General features: G+C 71.2%; 21 protein-coding genes. 14 read left to right on the top strand and 7 right to left on the bottom strand.

Going from position 1 to position 21,361, the window contains the following annotated elements; genetic code table 11:
- Positions 1 to 481 (bottom strand): toxin (locus tag I5I_RS13270; RefSeq protein WP_036320654.1); only part of this gene is annotated, 481 nt, incomplete at its 3' end.
- A 402-nt stretch (positions 482 to 883) separates the two neighbouring features.
- Here I5I_RS13270 and I5I_RS13275 point away from each other — a divergent pair.
- From I5I_RS13275 to I5I_RS13290, 4 genes are read left to right on the top strand one after another with little or no spacing between them, the layout of a single operon-like run.
- Entirely contained in the window at positions 884 to 1,621 is a 738-nt protein-coding gene (locus I5I_RS13275; protein ID WP_036320657.1) for a winged helix-turn-helix domain-containing protein, read from the top strand.
- Positions 1,622 to 1,676: 55 nt separating this feature from the next.
- Entirely contained in the window at positions 1,677 to 2,645 is a 969-nt protein-coding gene (locus tag I5I_RS13280; protein ID WP_036320660.1) for a DNA-3-methyladenine glycosylase family protein, read from the top strand.
- A gap of 39 nt (positions 2,646 to 2,684) precedes the next feature.
- Positions 2,685 to 2,903, top strand: a complete 219-nt coding sequence (locus I5I_RS13285; RefSeq protein ID WP_036320662.1) for a hypothetical protein — start codon at positions 2,685 to 2,687, stop codon at positions 2,901 to 2,903.
- 22 nt (positions 2,904 to 2,925) lie between these two features.
- Positions 2,926 to 3,648 (top strand): Pr6Pr family membrane protein, encoded by a 723-nt coding sequence (locus I5I_RS13290; protein WP_036320665.1) that lies wholly within the window; start codon positions 2,926 to 2,928, stop codon positions 3,646 to 3,648.
- Here I5I_RS13290 and I5I_RS13295 read toward each other — a convergent pair.
- Positions 3,587 to 4,417, bottom strand: a complete 831-nt coding sequence (locus I5I_RS13295; RefSeq protein ID WP_036320668.1) for an aldo/keto reductase — start codon at positions 4,415 to 4,417, stop codon at positions 3,587 to 3,589. The two genes, I5I_RS13290 and I5I_RS13295, sit on opposite strands and share 62 nt — an antisense overlap.
- Positions 4,418 to 4,443: 26 nt before the next feature.
- Positions 4,444 to 5,256, bottom strand: coding sequence for a Cof-type HAD-IIB family hydrolase (locus I5I_RS13300; protein WP_036320671.1), 813 nt, complete (start codon positions 5,254 to 5,256; stop codon positions 4,444 to 4,446).
- 117 nt (positions 5,257 to 5,373) lie between these two features.
- Between I5I_RS13300 and I5I_RS13305 the strand changes: the two genes are divergently transcribed.
- The 4 genes from I5I_RS13305 (at position 5,374) to pgi (ending at position 10,188) form a co-directional block, all read left to right on the top strand.
- The gene (locus I5I_RS13305) at positions 5,374 to 6,720 is read left to right on the top strand and encodes a sensor histidine kinase (protein ID WP_036320675.1); all 1,347 of its coding nucleotides are present in this window, start codon (positions 5,374 to 5,376) and stop codon (positions 6,718 to 6,720) included.
- Positions 6,708 to 7,364, top strand: coding sequence for a response regulator (locus I5I_RS13310; protein ID WP_036320679.1), 657 nt, complete (start codon positions 6,708 to 6,710; stop codon positions 7,362 to 7,364). The genes I5I_RS13305 and I5I_RS13310 overlap by 13 nt, the downstream gene beginning before the upstream one ends.
- Positions 7,361 to 8,203 (top strand): hypothetical protein, encoded by an 843-nt coding sequence (locus I5I_RS13315; protein ID WP_036320682.1) that lies wholly within the window; start codon positions 7,361 to 7,363, stop codon positions 8,201 to 8,203. The genes I5I_RS13310 and I5I_RS13315 overlap by 4 nt, the downstream gene beginning before the upstream one ends.
- A gap of 305 nt (positions 8,204 to 8,508) precedes the next feature.
- A complete protein-coding gene (gene pgi, locus I5I_RS13320; RefSeq protein WP_036320685.1) occupies positions 8,509 to 10,188 on the top strand; it encodes a glucose-6-phosphate isomerase in 1,680 nt (559 codons plus the stop codon).
- 85 nt (positions 10,189 to 10,273) lie between these two features.
- Here the strand turns inward: pgi and I5I_RS13325 are convergent, their stop codons facing one another.
- Positions 10,274 to 10,825 carry a helix-turn-helix domain-containing protein gene (locus I5I_RS13325; protein ID WP_036320688.1) on the bottom strand — a complete coding sequence of 184 codons (552 nt, stop codon included), beginning with the start codon at positions 10,823 to 10,825 and terminating at the stop codon, positions 10,274 to 10,276.
- Between the two features lie 65 nt (positions 10,826 to 10,890).
- On the opposite strand from I5I_RS13325, the gene I5I_RS13330 reads away from it, so the two are divergent.
- A complete protein-coding gene (locus I5I_RS13330; RefSeq protein WP_036320689.1) occupies positions 10,891 to 12,444 on the top strand; it encodes a bifunctional NAD(P)/FAD-dependent oxidoreductase/class I SAM-dependent methyltransferase in 1,554 nt (517 codons plus the stop codon).
- A gap of 28 nt (positions 12,445 to 12,472) precedes the next feature.
- Here I5I_RS13330 and I5I_RS13335 read toward each other — a convergent pair whose 3' ends face one another.
- Positions 12,473 to 13,114 carry a YdeI/OmpD-associated family protein gene (locus I5I_RS13335; protein ID WP_036320692.1) on the bottom strand — a complete coding sequence of 214 codons (642 nt, stop codon included), beginning with the start codon at positions 13,112 to 13,114 and terminating at the stop codon, positions 12,473 to 12,475.
- Positions 13,115 to 13,226: 112 nt separating this feature from the next.
- Here I5I_RS13335 and I5I_RS13340 point away from each other — a divergent pair, with 112 nt between their 5' ends.
- Together I5I_RS13340 and I5I_RS13345 are read left to right on the top strand one after the other, a co-directional pair.
- Positions 13,227 to 13,937: an ABC transporter ATP-binding protein gene (locus I5I_RS13340; RefSeq protein WP_036320695.1), complete on the top strand. Its 711-nt coding sequence runs from the start codon at positions 13,227 to 13,229 to the stop codon at positions 13,935 to 13,937.
- Positions 13,934 to 15,286, top strand: coding sequence for an FtsX-like permease family protein (locus I5I_RS13345; protein WP_036320697.1), 1,353 nt, complete (start codon positions 13,934 to 13,936; stop codon positions 15,284 to 15,286). Before I5I_RS13340 ends, I5I_RS13345 begins: the two co-directional genes overlap by 4 nt.
- 19 nt (positions 15,287 to 15,305) lie before the next feature.
- On the opposite strand, the gene I5I_RS13350 is transcribed toward I5I_RS13345, so the two are convergent.
- The gene (locus I5I_RS13350; RefSeq protein WP_036320699.1) at positions 15,306 to 16,022 is read right to left on the bottom strand and encodes an NRDE family protein; all 717 of its coding nucleotides are present in this window, start codon (positions 16,020 to 16,022) and stop codon (positions 15,306 to 15,308) included.
- 64 nt (positions 16,023 to 16,086) lie between these two features.
- Between I5I_RS13350 and coaBC the strand changes: the two genes are divergently transcribed.
- Positions 16,087 to 17,310: a bifunctional phosphopantothenoylcysteine decarboxylase/phosphopantothenate--cysteine ligase CoaBC gene (gene coaBC, locus I5I_RS13355; protein ID WP_036320701.1), complete on the top strand. Its 1,224-nt coding sequence runs from the start codon at positions 16,087 to 16,089 to the stop codon at positions 17,308 to 17,310.
- 128 nt (positions 17,311 to 17,438) lie between these two features.
- On the opposite strand, the gene I5I_RS13360 is transcribed toward coaBC, so the two are convergent.
- Positions 17,439 to 19,541 carry a glucose PTS transporter subunit IIA gene (locus I5I_RS13360; RefSeq protein ID WP_036320703.1) on the bottom strand — a complete coding sequence of 701 codons (2,103 nt, stop codon included), beginning with the start codon at positions 19,539 to 19,541 and terminating at the stop codon, positions 17,439 to 17,441.
- Between the two features lie 278 nt (positions 19,542 to 19,819).
- Here I5I_RS13360 and I5I_RS13365 point away from each other — a divergent pair, with 278 nt between their 5' ends.
- Positions 19,820 to 20,743: a lytic transglycosylase domain-containing protein gene (locus I5I_RS13365; RefSeq protein ID WP_036320705.1), complete on the top strand. Its 924-nt coding sequence runs from the start codon at positions 19,820 to 19,822 to the stop codon at positions 20,741 to 20,743.
- Between the two features lie 73 nt (positions 20,744 to 20,816).
- On the top strand, positions 20,817 to 21,356 hold the full coding sequence (locus tag I5I_RS13370; RefSeq protein WP_036320707.1) for an NUDIX domain-containing protein: 540 nt from the start codon (positions 20,817 to 20,819) through the stop codon (positions 21,354 to 21,356).
- Positions 21,357 to 21,361: the final 5 nt, after the last annotated feature.

The following is a 21,361-nucleotide window of genomic DNA, read 5'->3' on the forward strand; positions in this document are numbered from 1 at the left end:
TCCGGCGCTGCATCGTCGGATAGCTCGTCCAGGCCCAGCGGAGGATGTTGTCCTCCGGCTTCCACTTCAGCCACGAGCGCACGCGCTCGCGGTTGCCGTGCCAGAGCTCTTCGCGCAGGATGCCGCGACGAAGGGTTCGCCGGAGCACCCGCCACATCACGACGCGACGCGGGTGGTCGACCCACACCACGACGTCGGCCCCGCCGGGGGTACCGGGCTCCATGAGACCGCCCAGCCGTGAGTTCCAGTTGCCGTCCGCGACCCACCCCTCGGGGTGCGCCGCGAGGAACGCACGCACGCGCGCCTGCGCCTCGGCGAGGTCGCGATACGTCCACCCCGCGTCCCAGAAGACCTCGTCCAGCTCGAGCCGGGCACGGCGTGTGCGCGCCGCAACCTCCTCGGCCAGCCGCGACTTTCCCGATCCCGACGTCCCCACGATGCGGATGCGCGCGGGCGGGTGTGTCGGGGTGCTCACGACCATGCACTCTGTCACATTCCGTCATCTTGTGACGGCGGCATCCGTGCGGTTTGACACATCGCGACGCGGTTCGTCATAATCAGGCCCATGACTGACAACGCACGCACTCTGTCCGCCCTGGAGGCGAACGGACATGCCGGCATCATGATGATGCCGCGCGTTGCCATGTGTTGCCGAATGTGCCACTGACGGTGAACCCCGCCGGGTGCGCCCGCCGACGCTGACCCACCTCCGTCAGCCGGCCGCCACCCCCGAGCACCGCGCCGCGCACAACGCGAACGTCGGCTGTCTCGCACAGGCCCTCGCATCCCATCCGATGCGCATCTCGCACCGGGCCTCCCGCAACACACCCCTGAACCCGCTGCCGGGCCGTATGCCCCGGGTTCCGCCTCGAAGGACATTCCCGTGTCGAACACCGCTCTTCTTGCCTCGCCCGCTCCCGTCCGTCATCTGCGCGCCGTCCCTGACGTGCCGCCGCGTCGCGCCGTGGCCGCACCGACCGCGAGCGCAACCCCTCCCGCCGCGGGCACCGTCCCGGTCGGCACCGCGCCGCGCGGATTCGCCCTCTACGTCGGCATCGACGAGGCGAAGGCAGCCGCGGACGGCGTCTCGCTCTCCACGCTCGTCGAGGCCCTGCGCCGCACGCTCGGCGAACTCGCTCCGCACGCCGAGACCTATGCCACCGTCGCCCTGGCGCCCGCGTCCGCCGGTGGCCGGGACGTCGACGTCGTGCGCCTGGCGCTCCACGAGCCGAGCGCCGTCGCCCGCACCAAGCAGGACGAGCCGGAGGACGACCACGTGCCCGGAGGGGTGACGATCGACATCTCCCGCCGACGCGTGCACATCGAGGGCGAGGCCGCGCAGCTGACCTTCAAGGAGTTCGAACTGCTGCAGTACCTCGTGCTCCGCGAGGGCCGCACCATCGAACGCACCGAACTCGTCTCGTCACTGTGGAGCCACGCCGACGCCGACGAGGCACCCGGCGAGCGCACGATCGACGTGCACGTGCGCCGCCTGCGTTCCAAGCTCGGCCGTTACGAGGACATCGTCCGCACCGTTCGGGGCATCGGCTACCGCTTCGACCGCCACGCCGACGTCGTCATCCGCTACGGCCACGGCACGCCGTCGCCGGACCGCTTCTGATCCGCATCCACGCCAGCGCGTCGTGATGTCGGAGGCCCTGACATAGGGTGACGGCATGACCACGCGCGAGAGGATGCCGCCGCGCGCTGCGCAGCCGGCGACGCGCGACCCGCGACGGCCCTCACCGCGACCCCTCGAGAGCGAGTACCGGCCGCGTGTGCCCACCGACGTCGGGCGCGCCGTGCGCCCGCAGCAGCGCGGCGCCCACGATCCGTCGCAGCTCGAGCACCAGGGCGTCATCTGGCGGGCCACGCGCACGCCCGAGGGCGTCGCGACGCTGGCGATGCGCATCGAGCGCGGGCTCGTCCGCGCAGCGGCCTGGGGTGCCGGTGCCGCCTGGGCACTGCAGCAGCTGCCGCGACTGTGCGGCGCCGACGACGACCCGACCGGCTTCGAACCCCACCGGCATCCGCTCATCTCCGACACCCACCACCGGCACGGCGACCTCCGACTGGGCCGCACCGACCTCGTCTTCGACGCGCTGATCAGCGCCGTGTTCGAGCAGAAAGTGACCGGATTGCAGGCCTTCGGCGCCTGGCGGATGATCCTCACCTGGTGCGGCGAGCGCGCGCCCGGCCCCACCCCCCGACCGATGTTCGCGCCTCCGGCCGACTGGCACCTGATCCCCAGCTGGACGTGGCACCGCGCCGGACTCGAGCCGCCGCAGTCGCGGACGATCGTGGAGGCGGCGACCCGGCGCACATCGATCGAGCGGGCCGCCCGCGATCCGGCATCCGCCGACCGCGCGGTGACGAGCCTTCGCGGCATCGGGGCATGGACGAGTGCGGAGACGCGCATTCGCGCCTTCGGAGACCCCGACGCCGTGAGCGTCGGCGACTACCACCTCTCGCATCAGGTGGGCTATGCGCTCACCGGCCGCCGCGTCGACGACGACGGGATGCTGGAGCTGCTGGAGCCGTGGCGCGGTCATCGCCAGCGCGTGATCAGACTGATCGGGCTGAGCGGCCGGATCGAACCGCGCCGGGGTCCCCGCCTCGCACCGGAGGACCACCGCGGGCGGTGATCGGGCGGCGATCCCGGGCCGACCTTCTACGCTGGTGCCATGACCCACAGAGGATGGCCACGCGGCCGGATCGGCTGGTCGATCGGCACCGTGGTGCTGCTGGGCGCGGGCGTGCTGTTCGGGCTGATCATGCAGAACGTGCTGCTCGGTGTGCTGGTGGCCGTGATCGTCTCGATCGGCTGGCTCATCGCGTACGAATCCTGGCGCGGGCGCACACCCGAGCTCGACGATCCATGGGACGACGGCGCGCAGCTGTGAGCGCGAGCCCTAACATGAGCGAATGATCGCGCGCTCCCGCATCCTCGCTTTCGGCTACCGCGCGGTGGCGTCGCTCGTCATCGTGATCGGCATCGCTCGGGTGTCGGGGCTGTGGACGGCGACTCCCACGTGGTCGGCCTTCCTCTACTACACGGTGCTCAGCAACGTGCTGTGCCTGGCGTGGATGGTGCTGTCGGCGATCACCACCCTCCGCGACGCACAGCGTCACGGGTGGATCGGCGCATCCACGCCGTCGCCGCGGTGGGCGGCGGCGGTGATGCACGCGATCACCGTCACGATGTTGATCTACCTCTTCGTGCTCGCACCCGCGCTGTTCACCCAGCCGGGCGCCTACCAGCCGTTCACGCTCACCGACAACCTCGTCCACATCGTCACGCCGATCCTCGTGATCGTGGACTGGGCACTGTTCGTCCCCAAGGGTCGCCTGGGCCGGTACGACCCGCTGCTGTGGGCGCTCATCCCCTTCGCCTACCTCGTGTTCGCGTACACCTACAGTGCGCTCGGGGGCCGCTTCGCGGGCGGCGCGACCGTGCCCTACCCGTTCATGGACGTGGCGAGACACGGTGTCGGCGGGGTCGCCGCCTGGATCGTCGGCCTGACGCTGGCGCTGGTCGCGGTCGGCTACGTCTTCGTCGGATGCGACCGGCTGCTGGCGCGCGCCGTCACATCTCCTCGTGCGTCTCGGGATCCCCACCCCACAGACGACCCCGCTCCAGGGCGCTGAGTGCCGCGACCTCGTCATCGGTCAGGGTGAAGCCGAAGATGTCCGCATTCTCACGCTGACGCGCCGGCGTCGCCGACTTCGGGATGGGCGTCGAGCCGAGCTGGGTGTGCCAGCGCAGCACGGCCTGGGTGGGCGTGACCCCGTGCGCGGCGGCGACATCGGCGACCACCTGCTCGGCGAGCAGCTCGCTGCGCCGCGCCAGCGGACTCCAGCTCTCGGTGCGGATGCCGTGAGCGGCGTGAAAGGCGCGCAGCGCTGCCTGAGGGAAGTACGGATGCATCTCGACCTGGTTGACGGCCGGCGTCACGCCCGTCTCCTCGATCAGTCGGGTGAGCATCTGCTCCGTGAAGTTGGAGACACCGACCGAGCCGACCGCACCATCGCTCTGCAGATCGACCATGGCACGGAAGGTCTCGACGTAGCGGTCCACGCTGGGGTTCGGCCAGTGGATCAGGTAGAGGTCGATGCGCTGCAGGCCCAGACGCTCGAGCGACGCGTGGGCGCTGCGGATCGTCTTCTCGTAGCCGTGGTCGCGGCCCGGAACCTTCGTCGTCACGATGAGCTCGTCACGGATGCCGCTGCGGCGCACCGCTTCTGCGACCTCGGCTTCGTTCTCGTAGTTGACGGCAGAGTCCAGCAGGCGGTAGCCCGCATCGATGGCCGCTTCGATCGCCGCGACGCCGTCGTCGCCCTGCAGCTTGTAGGTACCGAACCCGAGCTCGGGAAAAGGCGTGCCGTCGTTCAGGGTGACCGTGGGGATCTTGACCATGCCTCCACGCTACGCCCGGCGGATGATCACCGTGCGATCAACTCCTCGATGACGCTCAGCACCCCGGCATCCGCATTCGAGGGCGCACGGAATCGTGCGGCGGCCACGACATCGGGGTGGGCATCGGCCATGGCGTACGACCAGTGCGCGGCCCCGAGCAGCTCGAGGTCGTTGAGGTAGTCGCCGAACGCGGCGGTCTGCTCAGCGGTCACACCGAGCGCCACCTGCAGGGCGCGCAGCGCGACGCCCTTGTTGACGGTCGCGTTCATGATGTCGACCCAGTGGTGACCCGAGACGACGACCTGGTGGGTCTCGGCGAGATCGGCGAACGCGGGCGCGGAGTGCCGTTCGCCGCCGTCGAGGTCGTAGATCGCGAGTTTGAGGATCTGATCGTCCACGGCGAGCAGATCGTCCACGATCTGCCGACGCGCGTAGTACTTCTCGACCTCCGCGAGGAACCGAGGGTCGGTGTCCTCGACGTACGCCGACCGCTTGCCGCACACCACCAGACCGGCGCGCAGGCTGCCCGCCGCGACGGCGGCGCGCAGGCGCGCGACGACGGATGCCGCGACCGCCGGATCCACGGCGTCCGAGCTGACCTCGACGTCGCCGCGGACCACGTACGCGCCGTTCTCGGCGATGTAGTCGAGCTCGCCGTCGACGGCGGCGAACGTCTGCTGCAGCGTCGCCAGCTGGCGACCGCTGGCCGGGGCGAAGGCGATGCCCCGCTCGCGCAGCCGCCCCAGCAGCGACCACAGCCCGTCGGGCACCGACCCGTCGGGCAGCAGCAGCGTGCCGTCCATGTCGACGGCGATCAGGCGGATGTCGCGGACGGTCATGCCTCCATCCTTCCGCACACCCTCCCTCGGCGCGGAGCCGGCCGGTGGGGATAACCCCACCCCGATTCGGGGGACCGCTCCCTGCGTCCGCGCCGTGGCGCGCCCTAGCGTGGAGTCATGTCAGAGACCGCCGCCCTGCCCCCGGCATCCGTGCCACAAGCCGCACCCCCGCCGCCTGCGTCAACGGTGCCGACCCGCCGTATCGGACTTCTCGCCCATCTCGGGGCCATCGCGCAGCTGGCGGCGATGGGGCTGGCGGGCACCGCGATCTTCAGCCTGCTCCTGCTGCTGCTGAGCCTCGGTGTCGGCCTTCTGCCCGCTCTCGGGGTCGGGGCGCTGTTCCTGGTGGCGTTCGTCTACGCGACGTGGGCCACCGCATGGCTCGAGTACGCGCGGGTCGACGGCCTCTACGGGTACGGCCTGCCCGCGCTGACGGCACGCCCCAGCGCCCACCCCGGGTTCACCGGGTGGCTGCGCACCCTCTGGCAGCAGTTCACCGACGGCCCGATGTGGCGCGGCGTCGCCTCGGCGGGCATCTCGACGATCCTCGGGCTCGTCGTGCTGCCGATCGTCGGCGCCCTGTCCTCCAGCGTGGTGCTGCTGTTCGCTCCACTGATCGGCGAGGATGCCGCTCGTATCCCGGCCACGGACGTGCAGATCGGCATCGAGGCGACCGTTCCGGTCGGCATCGTGGGCATCATCGTCAGCCTCGCGCTGTTGATCGGCGCCGCGCTCCTGCATGCGGTGCTCACCCGGGCGGTCCTCGTGCCGAGCCGTGAAGCGGTGCTCGTGGAGCAGGCCCGCACCGCCGGCACGCAGCGCGAGAGCGCGGTGCGCTCCGGCGAACTGGAGCGCACGCGCATCGAACGCGACCTCCACGACGGCGTCCAGCCGCGACTCGTCTCGGTGGGGATGACGCTGGGGCTGGCCCAGCAGAAGATCGACAGCGATCCTGCCGCGGCCAAGGCGCTGATCGATGAAGCCCACACCTCGACCAAGGCGGCGATCACCGAGCTGCGCCAGCTGGCCCGCGGCATCCACGCCTCCGTCCTCGACGACCGGGGCCTGGATGCCGCCCTCAGCGCCCTGGCCGCACGATCGCACGTCCCCGTGACCCTCGACGTGCGTCTGCCCGATGCCTCCGGGGACCCGTCGAATCGGTGCAGCCGCACGGCCGAGGCCGCGGTCTACTTCGCCATCGCCGAGTCGCTGACCAACGCGGCCAAGCACTCGCGTGGCAGCGAGGTGCGCGTGACGGTGCGCCGACGCGATGGCGCCGATCAGGGCGCGCCGGTGCTCTGGGCACGCGTCGAGGACAACGGCGTCGGCGGGGCCCGCGTGCTGCCCGGCGGCGGCCTCGACGGCATCGCGCATCGGATCGCGGCAGCCGGCGGGGTGAGCCGCCTCGACAGCCCCCACGGCGGTCCGACCGCTCTGGAGGTGAGTGTGCCGTGCGCATCCTGATCTGCGAGGATTCCACCCTGCTGCGCGAGGGTCTCGTGCGCCTCCTCGACGACGCCGGTCACGAGGTGGTCGCCGCGCTCCCCGACGCCGGGGCGCTGATGGATGCCGTGGCCACCTCCACCCCGGATCTGTGCATCCTCGACGTACGTCTGCCGCCCACGTTCACCGATGAAGGCATCCGCGCCGCGGTGCACCTGCGCGCCGCACGTCCGGAGGTGGCCGTGCTGGTGCTCAGCCAATACGTCGAGGAGCGGTATGCGGGCGAGCTGATCAGCACGCAGTCCGCGGCGCTGGGCTACCTGCTGAAGGATCGCGTGGCCGATGTCGGCGATTTCCTCGATGCGGTCGAACGCATCGGCGCGGGCGCCACCGTCCTCGACCCCGAAGTGGTCGCGCAGCTGCTCACCCGCCGCGGACGCGACGCCCGCATGGAGCGGCTGACCGAACGCGAGCGCAGCGTGCTGGCGCTGATCGCCGAAGGCAAGAGCAATCAGGCGATCGCACAGACGCTGTTCGTCACCGAAGCGAGCGTCGAGAAGCACATCACCTCGCTGTTCCAAAAGCTCGACCTCGAGCAGGACGAACACGGCAACCGACGGGTGCTGGCCGCCCTCATCCACTGGGAGAACGGAACGAACCGATGACCACCACCCTCACACCGCCTCCGCCGACCGCCGGCGCGGGCGGGCCATCCGCCGGCCGTCCCGACGGACCGCCGCGTCCGACCGGCCCACGCCCGGCGGCCCGCGTCGTGGCGATCCTGACGATCGCGCTAGGCGCCGCCCTGATCTTCGGCGCGATCGCCGGCGCCGCGCGCGGCAGCGGCACGCTGACGGCGGATGCCGCGGACGTCCGCACCCTCACCGTCGACGTGGCCGCCGCGGATCTGAGCATCGTCTACGGCGGTGACCGCGCGTCGCTGGAGGTCGACGGTGCCGTCACAGACTGGCGCCTGCGTCGCGACGGCGATCGGCTCGTGGTCACGACGCAGCGTACGTGGTGGAGCGCGATCCGCCCCTTCGGGCGCAGCGACACCGCGGTGCTGACCCTCCCCCGTTCGCTGGAGCGGGTCGCGCTCGACGGCGATCTCACGCTCAGCGCCGGCGCGCTGCGGGTGCAGGGCACGTACGGGACGGTGGACGCCACCGTGAGCGCCGGATCGATGGAGCTGTCGGGGCGAGCGGCAGCGCTCACCGCGGACGTCTCCGCCGGGCGACTCGTCGTGGATCTCGCCGGAGTCGATCGCGCGGGCTTCAAGCTGAGCGCCGGGTCCGTCGAGGGCAGCCTCACCGGGTCCGCGCCCCGGACACTGACGGCGGACCTCAGCGCGGGCCGGCTCGCTCTCGTGCTGCCCGACGCCACCTACGCCGTGTCCACCGACGCTGCCGCCGGAGACGTGGAGAACCGTCTGCGCGTGGATCCGGATTCGCCGCGGCGGATCAGCGTGACGGTCTCGGCAGGGTTCGCTTCGCTGCGATCGTGAGGACGGGACCGTTTCCTGGCAGGACGGTATGCGAACGATATGCAGTCGGCGGACGAGCCCGCCACCGTGACCTCGCCGTTATAACGTGAGTCATCGCCGAATCCGGACACCGACTCCATGAGCCGGAGGAGGCGACGCAGGACTCTCCCCCTGCGAATGTGGTGCAACGGATTGCAGGGCCGGTCGTCCTCTCGGACGGCCGGCCCACCGTCGTTTCCGGGGCTCGCGCGTCGATCTCGTCCGGCCATGTCTTTCTCACAGGACTCACGTCTGCACACCCGGCTCGCGGGCGCTAGCGTAAAGGCGTGAGCACTCCCATCGACGCCACCCGCACTCCCGCCTGGGCCGATCTGTCCGCACGCGCCGCGGATTTCGCCCCCGACCTCCGCGCCTGGTTCTCCGACGACCCGGCGCGGGTCGAGCGGCTGACCTTCGACGCCGCCGATCTGCACCTCGACCTCTCCAAGAACCTCGTGGACGACGGCATCCTGACCTCGCTCCTGTCTCTGGCCGACGACGTGCACCTGGCCGACCGCCTCGCGGCCATGTTCCGCGGCGAGCACATCAACACGACGGAAGACCGCGCCGTGCTGCACACCGCCCTGCGCCGCCCCGCGGGCACGACGCCCGAGCTGGTCGTGGACGGTCAGCACGTGGATGCCGATGTGCAGGCCGTGCTGGACGCGATGAGCGCGTTCGCCGATCGCGTGCGTTCGGGCGCGTGGAAGGGTGTCACCGGCAAGACGGTCACCCACGTCGTCAACATCGGCATCGGCGGCTCCGACCTCGGTCCCGCGATGATCTCGACCGCGCTGGAGCCGTATGCGACCGCGGGGATCAGCGCGCGTTTCGTCTCGAACATCGACCCGTTCGACCTCGCCCACAAGACGAAGGACCTCGACCCCGAGACGACGCTGTTCATCGTCGCCTCGAAGACGTTCACGACCCTGGAGACGCTCACCAACGCACGTCTCGCGCGCGACTGGCTGTGGACGGGCCTGGCCGCCGCCGGGGCGATCGACGGCTCCGACGCGCAGAAGCAGGATGCCGTCGCGCACCACTTCGTCGCGGTCTCGACGGCCCTCGACAAGGTGGCCGACTTCGGCATCGACCCGGCCAACGCCTTCGGATTCTGGGACTGGGTGGGCGGCCGCTACTCGGTCGACTCCGCCATCGGCCTGTCGCTGATGGTCGAGCTCGGACCGGAGGCGTTCCGCGAGCTCCTCGCGGGCTTCCACGCGATCGACGAGCACGTGCGGACGACCCCGTTCGCACGCAACGTCCCCGTCCTCATGGGCCTGCTCAACGTCTGGTACACGAACTTCCTCGGGGCCCAGTCGCACGCCGTGCTCCCCTACGCCCAGCAGCTCAGCCGCTTCGCCGCGTACCTGCAGCAGCTGACCATGGAGTCCAACGGCAAGCGCGTGCGCTGGGACGGCTCGCCGGTCACGAGCGACACGGGCGAGATCTTCTGGGGCGAGCCGGGCACCAACGGTCAGCATGCCTTCTACCAGCTGATCCATCAGGGCACCCGCCTGATCCCGGCGGACTTCATCGCCTTCGTGAACCCCGCGTACGACCTGAACGACGGCGGCCGCGACGTGCACGGCCTGTTCCTGGCGAACTTCCTCGCGCAGACCAAGGCTCTCGCCTTCGGCAAGACGGCGGAGGAGGTCGAAGCCGAGGGCACCACCGGCGCGCTCGTGGCGGCACGCACGTTCCCCGGCAACCGCCCGACGACGTCGATCTTCGCCCCCGCGCTGACGCCGCGCGTGCTCGGCGAGCTGGTCGCTCTGTACGAGCACATCACCTTCACGCAGGGTGTGGTCTGGGGCATCAACTCGTTCGACCAGTGGGGTGTCGAGCTCGGCAAGCAGCTCGCTCTGCAGATCGCTCCGGCCATCGAGGGCGACGAGACGGCGACGGCCGCGCAGGATGCCTCGACCCAGGCACTCCTGTCGTACTACCGCGCACACCGCGCCTGACGCGTCCCACCTCCGCGAGAAACCATCGCCGCGTCGAGAAACACGCGCCGGCGTGGTTTCTCGCGGCGGTCGTGGTTTCTCGCCGTCAGGCGAGGCGCGTGTGGAAGCGCTCACCCGAGGCGCTGAAGATGCTCAGCACCTCGGCGGGGCCATCGGCGGTCGCGCTGATCGAGTGCGGCAGCCGCGTGTCGAACTCGGCGGCCTCGCCGGCGCCGAGCGCGTGCTCGCTGCCGTCGAGCGCCAACCGCACGCGTCCGCTCAGCACGTAGAGCCACTCGTATCCCTCGTGGATGCGGGCGGCGGGCGCGGCATCCGCCGGCGGATAGACGATTTTCAGCGCCTGCATCGGCGAGTCCTCGAGCGTCAGCGGCGCGATGACCATCCCGTCGCGACGCTCGATCGGGCGGTGCACGCGCGGGTCACGTGTCTCGGCGGGAAGGAGATCGTCGATGCGGATGCCGAGTCGACGCGTCAACGGCAGCAACAGCTCGAGCGAGGCTTGTCGCTTGCCCGACTCCAGACGCGACAGCGTACTCACCGAGACGCCCGCCGGCGTCGCGAGCTCCTCGAGCGTCCAGCCCCGTGCGTGCCGGGCCGCACGAAGGCGAGCGCCGACCTGATCGAGAGCGTGGGACATCTCCTCAGTTTGCCAATAACGCAATTCCGTTTGCAATCATCATCCGCACCTTCCACAGTGGACCTATGCAGAGCAGAGAGTGGGACGCGGTCGTCATCGGCGGCGGCGCGGCCGGCCTGAGCGCCGCACAGATGCTGGGACGTGCGCGTCGGCGCACGCTGGTGATCGACGGCGCCAGCCCGCGCAATCGCTTCGCCGCGCACATGCACGGCGTCCTGGGGCACGACGGCATCGATCCCCAGGCGCTGCTCGCGCGCGGACGCGACGAGCTGGGCCGCTACGGCGTGTGCGTCGAAGAGGGCGAGGTCGACGGCATCCGCGATGACGGCGCCGTGTTGCGCCTCACGCGCACCGACGGCACGGTCGACACCGCTCGCGCCGTCATCATCGCCAGCGGAGTGTGCGACCAGCTGCCGCCCGTCGCGGGGCTCGCCGAATACTGGGGACGCCATGTGCTGCACTGCCCGTACTGCCACGGCTTCGAGGTGGCGGGCAGCCGTCTCGGCGTGCTGGCGACCTCGCCGCAGAGCGTGCACCAGATCGAGCTGGTTCGGCAGTGGAGCGAGGAGCTCACCGCCTTCACGGGCGCGATCGAGCCCCTCGACGACGAGCTGCGGGTGCGCTGGCGGGCTCGCGGCATCCGCATCGTGCCGACCCCGATCGTCGCCCTCGACGGGGCGAACGGTGCGCTGCACGCGGCGCGGGATGCCGACGGCGAGATGCACGCGATCGATGCCCTGTTCGTCGCGCCGACGCCAGCGATCGACCTGGCGTTCGCCGACGCCCTTCGCCTCGCGCGCACCGACGCGCCCGGAGCGCCGCTGGCGGTCGACCTCCTGGGCACGACCTCGCATCCGCGCGTGTGGGCGGCCGGCAACGTCGTCGCGCCCTACGGCAATGTTCCGGTCGCGATGGCAGCGGGATCGATGGCCGGAGCCGGGGCGAATGCGGCGCTGGCCGTGGAGGACGGCGACCTGGCACTGGTGCAGCGCGCCCGCGAACGAGCCTCGGCGTGGGAGCAGCGCTACGCCGCCCGCGACAGCGTCTGGTCGGGTCACGTCAATGCGACCTTCGCCGAGATCGCCGCGGCGCTCCCGGTCGGCAGGGCCTTGGAGGTCGGCTGCGGCGAGGGGGCGGATGCCGTCTGGCTCGCCGAGCGCGGCTGGCAGGTCACGGCCGTCGACGTCTCGGAGACGGCGATCCGCCGCGGTGCGACCGCAGCGCGCGAGCGCGGACTCTCCGAACGGGTCACCTTCTTCGTCGGAAGCGGCGCCCCGGCGGCACCACTGGGGACGTTCGACCTGGTCAGCGCGAGCTTCTTGCACTCGTGGGAACCGGATTTCCCGCGCATCCCCCTGCTGCGCGACGCGGCCGAGCGCGTCGACGTCGGCGGCCATCTGCTGATCGTGTCGCACGCCGCGGCGCCGCCGTGGTCCCGTCACGAAGACGACGGGCAACGCCCACGGCTGCTGCCCCCGGAGGAGGAGCTGCGACTGCTCGACCTCGACCCGGAGGCGTGGGAGCCCGTGCGCGTGGAGACCCGCACCCGCGCCGCAACGGGCCCCGATGGGGAGCCGGGGACGCTCGAGGACGGCGTGCTGCTGCTGCGCCGGCGCTGACGGTCGACGACGCGGCCGTGCGTCGCCGTTACGACTCTCCGTGCGCCGCGGCCGCCGCAGCGGCGCGCGCGAGCCACGCGGGCGGGGTGCCGTAGCGCTGCGACGCGATGAGCCGCCCGGCCGCGCACTCCTCGACGAGCTGCGCGAGGCGGGCGCTCCGCGTCTCGGCACGGCGCGCGCCGTGCACCCAGTGGGCGCAGATGCGACGGTAGCCCGGGGTCGCGGCATCCCAGAACGACTGAGCGGCGGGAACGGCCGCGATCACGGCCAGCTCGTCCGCGTCGAGCTCGTCGCTGGTCTCATACGAGTAGATCGCGGTGCGCTCCGGCCGGCGCCGCTCGAACGCTGCGAGGCCGGCCGGGTGCATGCGCCCCTGCGCGGTGAGCTTCTCGACCAGCGCGACGTTCACGGCGCTCCACGTCGAGAGGGCTTTGCGCGGTGTCCAGCGCTGGATGCGCGCGTCGTCGTCGAGTCGTCGACTCGTCGAATCGATCCAGCCGAAGCACAGCGCTTCGGCGACGGCGTCCTCCCAGAGCAGCCCCGGCTCGGGATGGGCCTTTCGGCGGCGCACCATCCAGAGCTCCGTCGCCGTGTCGTGGTTCTGTTCGAGCCACGCGCGAAAGGCCGCGGCATCCGCGAAGAACACCGGCTCGCCGTCGTCGACTCCCATGCCGCGACGCTAGCAGCGACTCCCGACCCCCGAGACAGATCGCCCGAAAGGTGGATGCCGATACATCCCCGGACCGACGACGCCGCGCCGGCTGCGGCGAAGACTGGAGGACATGCACGCACCCGTCCTCTCCGCATCCGGCCTCGTCAAGCGTTACGGAGACCTCGTCGCCCTCGCCGGCGTCGATGTCTCCATCGACCCCGGCGAATCCGTCGCCGTCATGGGGGCCTCCGGCTCCGGCAAGACGACGCTGCTGCACTGTCTGGCGGCGATCATCGCCCCGGACGCCGGCTCGGTCGTCCTGTCGTCGCCGAACGGCGCCGCGGTGGAGCTGGTGGGCATGACGGAGAATCAGCGCTCCGCCGTCCGTCGCAGCCAGCTCGGCTTCGTCTTCCAGGAGCACCTGCTGCTACCCGAGCTGACCGCCGTGGAGAACGCAGCCCTGCCGCTTCTGCTGCTGGGCACGCCTCGCGCCCAGGCCGAAGCCCACGCGGCGGGGTGGCTCGCGGCCCTGGGACTGGGCGGCATGGAGCAGCGGCGCATCGGACAGCTGTCGGGCGGCCAGGCGCAGAGGGTCGCGGTCGCCCGCGCCCAGGTGACGGGGGCTCCGATCGTGTTCGCCGACGAGCCCACCGGCGCCCTCGACTCACGCACCTCGGCAGAGGTGCTCACCGCGTTGCTCGCGGCGACGACCGGGCAGGGCCGCAGCCTCGTCGTCGTGACGCACGACCCGGGCGTCGCGGCGCGCTGCTCGCGGACGCTGCACATGACGGACGGTCGCATCCAGGGGCCGGCGACGGTCGCGAGGGGTGGTGTCGCATGAGCCTGGCCACGACCGTCCGCCTCACCGTGATGCTCGCACGTCCGTCGCGGCAGGGTCGCGCGGCACTGGTGCTGCCGATCGTCGCGTTCGGCGTCACGACCGCGCTGCTGCTGGTCGTCGTCGGCGGGGTGCGCATGTTCTTCACCGATCCTCGCGCGGCCGCAGAGACGGAAATCGTCTATCGGGTGCTGAGCGCCCTGGCGCTCGTGCTGCTCACGGTGCCGATCGCGACGCTGGGCGCGGCCGCCGCACGCCTGTCGGCGCGCCGACGCAACGACCGCCTCGCCACTCTGCGCCTTCTCGGGGCCGGAGCGGGCGAGGTCAGCGCGATGACGGTCGTCGAAGCGGGCGCGACCGCGCTGGTCGGCGGCATCCTGGGCGTCGGGCTGTACGCGGCCCTGCTGCCGCTCGTAGGACTGCTGCCGTTCTTCGGCGGCCCCGTCGGCGCCGGGGCGCTCTGGACCGGCGCGGGCACGGCGGCCGGGGCGGTCGTGGGTGTCGTCGTGGTCGCCACGGCGAGCGCGGCGCTGAGCCTGCGACGGGTGCAGCTCACGCCGCTCGGCGTGGCGCGGCGCACCGACCCGCCACGGCGGCGCACGACGGCGCTCGTCTTCGGCGTGCTCGCGATCGTCGCCGTCGTGACCGCGGTGTCGAACATCAGCGCCATCGCGCAGGTCTGGGGCGCCGCGGTCGGACTGGTCGTCCTGATGGGCCTGTTCGGGGTCGCGCTGCTGATCGTGAACGTCGTCGGCACACCGCTGGTCGCCGCTCGCGGACGCAGCCTCGCACGCACCACGTCGTCTGCGGCGCGACTCATCGCCGGGCGTGAGCTGTCGGCGCACGCGGCCTCGGCCTGGCGTCGGGTCTCGGGAATCGCGATGATCGCCTTCATCGCGGTGGTGGGCGGCTCGGGAGCGAGCCTCGTGGCCCTCGCCGGCGACGACGGGCAGACGGGGTCTCAGGCCGTGCTGTTCGCCGACATGCGCACGGGCGTGCTCGTGACGCTCGGCGTCGGCTTCGCGCTGCTCGCCTGCTCGGTGGGGGTGACACAGGCCGCGTCCGCGCTCGAGGACCGCGAGCTCATCGTGGGCCTGGATCGTCTGGGGATGCCGGGGCGCGAACTGCGCCGCGCCCGCGCGCTCACCGTCATGGTGCCGCTGCGTTGGGCGGCGGTGGGGGGCGCGCTCGTCGGGGCCGCACTGGCGCTGCCGGTCGTCGGCATGACCGTGCTCGTCGCGCCCGTCTCCCTCGCCGTGATCGTGGGCACGTTCGTCGCCGGGATCCTGCTGGTGCGCCTGTCATTGCTCGCGTCCCGGCCGCTGGTGACGGCGATCCGCCGGGCAGCCTGAGGCGAGGACGGCGCAGAGCTCAGGCGAGCCGGGGTCGGTTCCACTGCCCCGGCTCGTCGAACTCCGCGTAGCGCACGTCGACGCCGTCGGGTCCGAGCGAGGCGGCGACCACCAGCAGGGACAGGGTCGGGTACCCGAAGGGACGGTTGTCGCGCACGATGGCGCGATCGTCGGTGGGTCCCAGTCCGCTCGTCAGCTCGAGAGTGTCGAGCCAGGGCTCCCACCAGTGCCCGTCGATGACAGCCGGCGCGCTGAAGGCCTCCCGCCACGCCGCGATGCGCGCCGTCGCCTCGTCGTCGACGTCGTCATGCGCGACCATGTGGATGCCGGGAGCAAGCTCCACGTGCCGCAGCGCGCCGCCGTCCCACATGGTAACGCGGGCACCGGCCGGCGTCGCCTCGACGAGGTTGAATCCCTGCGCGTGCGGCGGGTCGTCCGGGCCGCGACCCGCGACGGCGTCCAGGACGATCCGACCGCGGGAGACGGGCGGCTCGCCGTCGTGGTCGGCAGCCAGCACGTCGGCGCGGTTGAGGATCACCGCGACGCGGCCGTGCTCGGCATCCGCGGCCAACCACGCACCACCGGCACGACGGTCGCGCACCCCTCGCACAGCGGGAAGCTCGGGCCACCACGGGCCCAGCGGATCCCACGATCGCGCGGGATCCTCGTCGCGGACGGCGAGCAGCCGCACGGGTGCGCCGTCGTCGTTCGGAACGTGGACGATGACGGTGCACACGGTTGCTCGAGACCTCTCCGTCCGCTCCTCGTGGCCCCGCCGTCGGGCGTGGCAGGATCGGACCATGTTCGTTGTCGTGGGCGTGACGGGCGGCATCGCCGCGTACAAGACGGTGCACCTCGTGCGCGCCCTCGTGACCAACGGGCACGAGGTGCACGTTGTTCCCACCGAGGACTCGCTGCGCTTCGTCGGGACGACCACGTGGGAGGCCGTCAGCAGGAATCCTGTCACGACCAGTGTCCACGATGACGTGGCCCGCGTGCGCCACGTCGCCCTCGGCACGTCGGCCGAGCTCATCATCATCGCCCCTGCGACCGCCAACACGCTCGCGAAGATGACCGCAGGCATCGCGGACGACCTGCTCGGTGTCACGCTGCTGGCCACGAGAGCCCCCGTCGTCGTCGCCCCCGCCATGCATACGGCGATGTGGGAGCATGCCGCGACACAGGCCAACGTCGCAACGCTGCGCGCACGCGGTGTGCACGTGGTGGGGCCGGCCGACGGTCCGCTGACCGGCGGCGACAGCGGGCCGGGGCGCATGGTCGAGCCGGAGGAGATCCTCGCGTCCGCCCTCGCCGTCGCGGCGCCCTCTACGGCACCCTCCTCCTCGTCGACCGGCCTCACGGGCGTGCTAGTCGCGGTGTCGACCGGTGGGACGCGTGAGCCCATCGATCCGGTGCGCTTCCTCGGCAATCGCTCCAGCGGCCGCCAGGGTGCCGAGCTCGCCCTCGCCGCCGCCGACCGCGGCGCCGACGTCGTGCTCGTGGCGGCGCACGTCGACGAAGGGGTGCTCGCCGCGGCATCCCGTCACACGCGCATCACGATGGTGCGCGTCGGCACGGCCGCCGAACTCGAGGCGGCGATGACGGATGCCGCGGCCGGTGCCGATGTCGTCGCGATGGTCGCCGCGGTCGCCGACTACCGCGTGGCGGAGGTCTCGCGCGAGAAGCTGCGTAAGGAGGACGGCGTGCCGCGGCTGGAGCTGGTGACCACCCCCGATGTGCTCGCGGGGCTTGTCGCGGCACGCCGGCCCGGGCAGACGATCATCGGTTTCGCCGCCGAGACGGCCGCCGACGACGAGGAACTGCTCGCCCGGGGGCGGCGCAAGCGGGCGCGCAAGGGCGTCGACCTCTTGGCCGTGAACCGGGTCGACGAGGATCACGGTTTCGAAGTGGCCGACAACCGGGTGCTCCTGCTCGATGCGTCCGACCAGGTCGTGACGGATGCCGCGGGCACCAAGCGCGAGGTCGCCGACGCGATCTGGGACGCGGTCGCCGAGATTCGCTGACGGCGAGGGCTACCGCGTTTCGACTCGCCGCTGCGCTCCTCGCTCAACGACCGAGGTCATCCGCCCCGGTCGTTGAGCGTGCGCAGCGGGTCGAAACGCAGAGCGCAGCGGGTCGAAACGCCGCCGTGTCAGGCCTTCTTCTGCACGTCCAGCAGCGGGGCGCCGTGGGTGACGGGGCCGAGCTTCACCGGGTCGACGGTGTCGAACGTGTCTCCGTTGAGGACGATCACCGGCGTGATCAGCGGGTAGCCCGCCTTCTCGATCACGGCACGGTCGAAGGTCACCAGCGGCGTGCCGGTCTCGACGCGGTCGCCGTTCTTCACCTTCACATCGAACCCCTCACCCTTCAGGTTGACGGTGTCGATGCCGACGTGGATGAGGATCTCGGCGCCGTTGTCCAGCTGCAGGCCGAAGGCGTGACCGGTCGGCTGCGCGGCGACAACGACACCGGCGCCCGGTGCGTAGACGGTGGTTCCGGTCGGCTCGATCGCCACGCCCGGCCCCATCACTCCGCCCGCGAAGACGGGGTCGGGCACGGTGTCGAGCGGCACCACCGTGCCGTCCAACGGTGCCGCGACCTGGATCAGCGCGCCCACTGCGGCGGTACGCTCGGCGACCGCGGTGGCCGTCTGCGCTCCTTCACCGGCAACACCGGCGAGTTCGCCGCTGCCGGCGACGGCCGGAATGCTGTCGCGCGCCGCACCGGGGGCGACGGATGCCGCACCCGCCGTGGCCGCGGCAACGGCCGCGCCCGCCGGCTCCGGGTTCTTGTAACCGGAGATCATGACGAGAACCATCGCGACGACGAAGGCGCCGGCCACGGCGATCAAGTAGAGCCCGATCGGGTCGAACGCGGGGATCGTCAGCAGCGACGTGAAGACGAACGCCTGCGTCGTGATGCCGTGCGGCAGGCCCAGCAGGAGCGATCCGACGCCGATGATCAGACCACCCGTGAGGCAGCCGACGAGCATGCGCGGATAGATCCTCTTGTACCGCAGGTGGATGCCGTACAGCGACGGCTCGGAGATGCCGCCGAGAAGGCCCGCGGCGAGCGCTCCCGTCGCTGTCTGGCGCATCTGCTTGTCCTTCTCGCGCCAGGCGAGCACGAGCACACCGGCCGTGGCGCCGAAGCACGCGAAGTTCCACGCACCCATGGGGCCCTGGATGAAGTCGTAGCCGAGGGTCTGGATGTTCAGCAGCATGATGGCGTTGATCGGCCAGTGCAGGCCCAGCGGCACCATGAAGGGGTAGGCCAGCGGGATGACGATCGCGAAGATGAACGGCGAGAACGTGTTGATGGAGCTCAGCAGGTTCGCCAGGGCCGCGCCCGCGTAGACGCCGATCGGGCCGATGAGGAACGCCGTCAGCGGGATCATGACGAGCATCGAGATGAACGGCACGAAGATGAGCTGGATGTTCTCGGGGATGACCTTCTTCAGCCCCTTGTAGACCAGGCCCAGCACGGCCGCCATCAGCAGCGGCGGGAACACCTGCGAGCTGTAGTCGAAGATCGTCAGCGGCAGGCCGAACACCTGCACGGTCGTGATCTGCGAGCCGAGAAAGGTCGTCTGCACGGCATCCGCCGTCTTGCCGAGCCCCGCGAATCCGGGAAGCATCGTCACGGCCATGATCGCGAAGCCCACCCACGGGTCGGCACCGATCTTCTGCGACGCGTTGTAGGCCACCATCAGCGGCAGGAAGATGAACACGCACTGCCACATGAGGTTGACGAAGGCCCACGACGGCGGCAGCACGACACCGGGCGCGTTCCACGCCGGAATCCAGCCGAGCGTCGCGGCCAGTGCCATGAACGTGATGAACAGCGACGCGCCGAGGAGGGCGCCGAGGATGGGGCGGAAGGAGTCCGAGAGGAACTCGAACAGCGTGTCGAGCCACGCGTTCGTGCCGCGGGGGCCCTTCGCGCGCTCGCGCGCCTTGATGTCGGCGTCGCTCTCGCCCGCGCCGGGCGCGGATGCGCCGCCGGCCATGACGGGCAGCGCCATGATCTCGTTGTAGACGGTCTGCACGCCGCCGCCGATCACGACCTGGAAGCGGTCGCCGGCCTGCGGGACCGCGCCGAGCACTCCGGGAATGGCTTCGACGGCGGTCTTGTCGACCTTGTCTCCGTCGTTGAGCTGGAAGCGCAATCGTGTGGCGCAGTGGGTGAGACTCGCGATGTTTCCGGGTCCGCCGACCGCGTCGACGATCTCGGATGCCGAATTGGATGCCATTTTTTCGCCTCTTTTTCGTTATGCGACGTCCTGTCGATGACGATCTGTCGCAGGCGACTCTATATCGCCGCCAGGACAGCGGGCAGGGCCCGGACCGTGGCAAACGGCCCGGAGGAAATGCGGCCCGACGGGCGGTTCGCATTCAGGTTTCACTCAGGTTCTGCGCCGGGGATGTCCAGAAAACGTTGTGAAGCTGTGACCTTCGTGTCCACCCGAGGACGCACACCGCTCGCGCTCCGGCGCCGGGGCGGTGCTGATTCACCGGAAGTACTCTCTTTATGCCCCGTCTGCCTTACCGCCCCGTGACATCCGCCCTCCTCGGCCTCGGCCTCGTGATCGGCGCCGCCACGACCACTGCGGGGGCCCTGCCGGCCTTCGCTGCGAGCGATGCTCCCGCCGCCTCCACCGGCTCGGTCGCCGTCGAGACCACCTCCGCACCGCTCAGCGCGATCACGGCCGGCGGCGTCACCGCGATGAGCGCCGCGCAGAGTGCCGTCGCCGCCGCCGCGAAGGTGTCGATCGACATCTCGGCCTCCGGTCTCGATGTCGGCACCACCGACACCACGGTCGACACCGCCAAGCTCGGCGCCCTCATCACGAAGCTGCGCGCACTCGACGTGACCCCCGCGATGATGATCCCCACGCTCACGTCCGACGCGAAGGCCGAGACCGAGGTCGTCGCCGCCAAGACGGCGAAGCTGCGGGCCGCCCTCGATGCCGCCGTGCAGCGCAAGGCCGTAGAAGAGGCTGCCGCCAAGGCCGCCGCCGAGGCGGCGGCGAAGGCTGCTGCCGAGGCCGCCGCGGCCGCAGAAGCCGCCGCGAAGGCGAAGGCCGAGGAGGCCGCTGCGGCGAAGACCGCGTCGGTCTCGTCGCGTCCGGCCGTCGATGTCAACGTCGACCCGGCATCCGCTCAGGGCATCGCTCGTTCCATGGCGGCGGCCAACTACGGCTGGGGCGACGACCAGTTCGCCTGCCTCGTGTCGCTGTGGAACAAGGAGTCGGGCTGGCGCGTCAACGCCGCCAACAGCAGCGGCGCCTACGGCATCCCGCAGGCTCTCCCCGGCAGCAAGATGGCATCGGCCGGCGCCGACTGGGAGACCAACCCGGCGACCCAGATCGCGTGGGGCATGGGCTACATCGCGGGCCGTTACGGCACGCCGTGCGGCGCGTGGGACCACTCGGAGTCGGTCGGCTGGTACTGAGCAGCGCACACGTATGCCTTCGAACGGCCCGGATCTCTGCGTCCGGGCCGTTCGCCCGTTCTAGGGTGGGCGCATGACGTGGCAGACGCGCGCATCGCGCACCGTGTACGAGAACCGCTGGATCCGCGTCGAGGAGAACGACGTCGTCGGCCCGCACGGCGAGGGCATCTACGGGGTGGTGGAGATGCAGCATCCCGCCGTGTTCGTCGTGGCCGTCGACGATGACGACCGCGTCTGTCTCGTCTCGCTCGAGCGCTACACGACGGGGCCTTCGTGGGAGGTGCCGGCGGGAGGCTCCGACGGCGAAGACCCACTGGCCGCGGCGAAGCGCGAGCTGGCCGAGGAAGCCGGCATCACGGCGGAGCGCTGGACCGCACTCGGCCGGATGAACGCCCTCAACGGCATCGCCCGCGCGCCCGAGTTCGTCTTCCTCGCGCAGGGCATCTCCCGGGGCGCGGATGCCGGGGCATCCCAGCACGAGGAGGGAATCGACGCGGTGCGGTGGGTACCGTTCGGCCAGGTCCTGCGCATGATCGCCGCCGGCGAGATCACCGACGGCGAGAGTGTCGCCGCGGTCGCGTATGCGGGCATCCACCTCGGACGCTTCGCCTGAGACTC

Source organism: Microbacterium sp. B24 (assembly GCF_000333415.1).
Lineage (GTDB): Bacteria > Actinomycetota > Actinomycetes > Actinomycetales > Microbacteriaceae > Microbacterium.

Coding starts and splice junctions, on each gene's coding strand:
- I5I_RS13295 (WP_036320668.1), bottom strand. CDS start 4,417: ATGGTCAAGATCCCCACGGTCACCCTGAACGACGGCACGCCTTTTCCC.
- I5I_RS13325 (WP_036320688.1), bottom strand. CDS start 10,825: ATGTCCCACGCTCTCGATCAGGTCGGCGCTCGCCTTCGTGCGGCCCGG.
- I5I_RS13340 (WP_036320695.1), top strand. CDS start 13,227: ATGCACGCACCCGTCCTCTCCGCATCCGGCCTCGTCAAGCGTTACGGA.
- I5I_RS13305 (WP_036320675.1), top strand. CDS start 5,374: ATGTCAGAGACCGCCGCCCTGCCCCCGGCATCCGTGCCACAAGCCGCA.
- I5I_RS13290 (WP_036320665.1), top strand. CDS start 2,926: ATGATCGCGCGCTCCCGCATCCTCGCTTTCGGCTACCGCGCGGTGGCG.
- I5I_RS13315 (WP_036320682.1), top strand. CDS start 7,361: ATGACCACCACCCTCACACCGCCTCCGCCGACCGCCGGCGCGGGCGGG.
- I5I_RS13280 (WP_036320660.1), top strand. CDS start 1,677: ATGACCACGCGCGAGAGGATGCCGCCGCGCGCTGCGCAGCCGGCGACG.
- coaBC (WP_036320701.1), top strand. CDS start 16,087: ATGTTCGTTGTCGTGGGCGTGACGGGCGGCATCGCCGCGTACAAGACG.
- I5I_RS13300 (WP_036320671.1), bottom strand. CDS start 5,256: ATGACCGTCCGCGACATCCGCCTGATCGCCGTCGACATGGACGGCACG.
- I5I_RS13360 (WP_036320703.1), bottom strand. CDS start 19,541: ATGGCATCCAATTCGGCATCCGAGATCGTCGACGCGGTCGGCGGACCC.
- I5I_RS13345 (WP_036320697.1), top strand. CDS start 13,934: ATGAGCCTGGCCACGACCGTCCGCCTCACCGTGATGCTCGCACGTCCG.
- I5I_RS13365 (WP_036320705.1), top strand. CDS start 19,820: ATGCCCCGTCTGCCTTACCGCCCCGTGACATCCGCCCTCCTCGGCCTC.
- I5I_RS13330 (WP_036320689.1), top strand. CDS start 10,891: ATGCAGAGCAGAGAGTGGGACGCGGTCGTCATCGGCGGCGGCGCGGCC.
- I5I_RS13335 (WP_036320692.1), bottom strand. CDS start 13,114: ATGGGAGTCGACGACGGCGAGCCGGTGTTCTTCGCGGATGCCGCGGCC.
- I5I_RS13285 (WP_036320662.1), top strand. CDS start 2,685: ATGACCCACAGAGGATGGCCACGCGGCCGGATCGGCTGGTCGATCGGC.
- I5I_RS13370 (WP_036320707.1), top strand. CDS start 20,817: ATGACGTGGCAGACGCGCGCATCGCGCACCGTGTACGAGAACCGCTGG.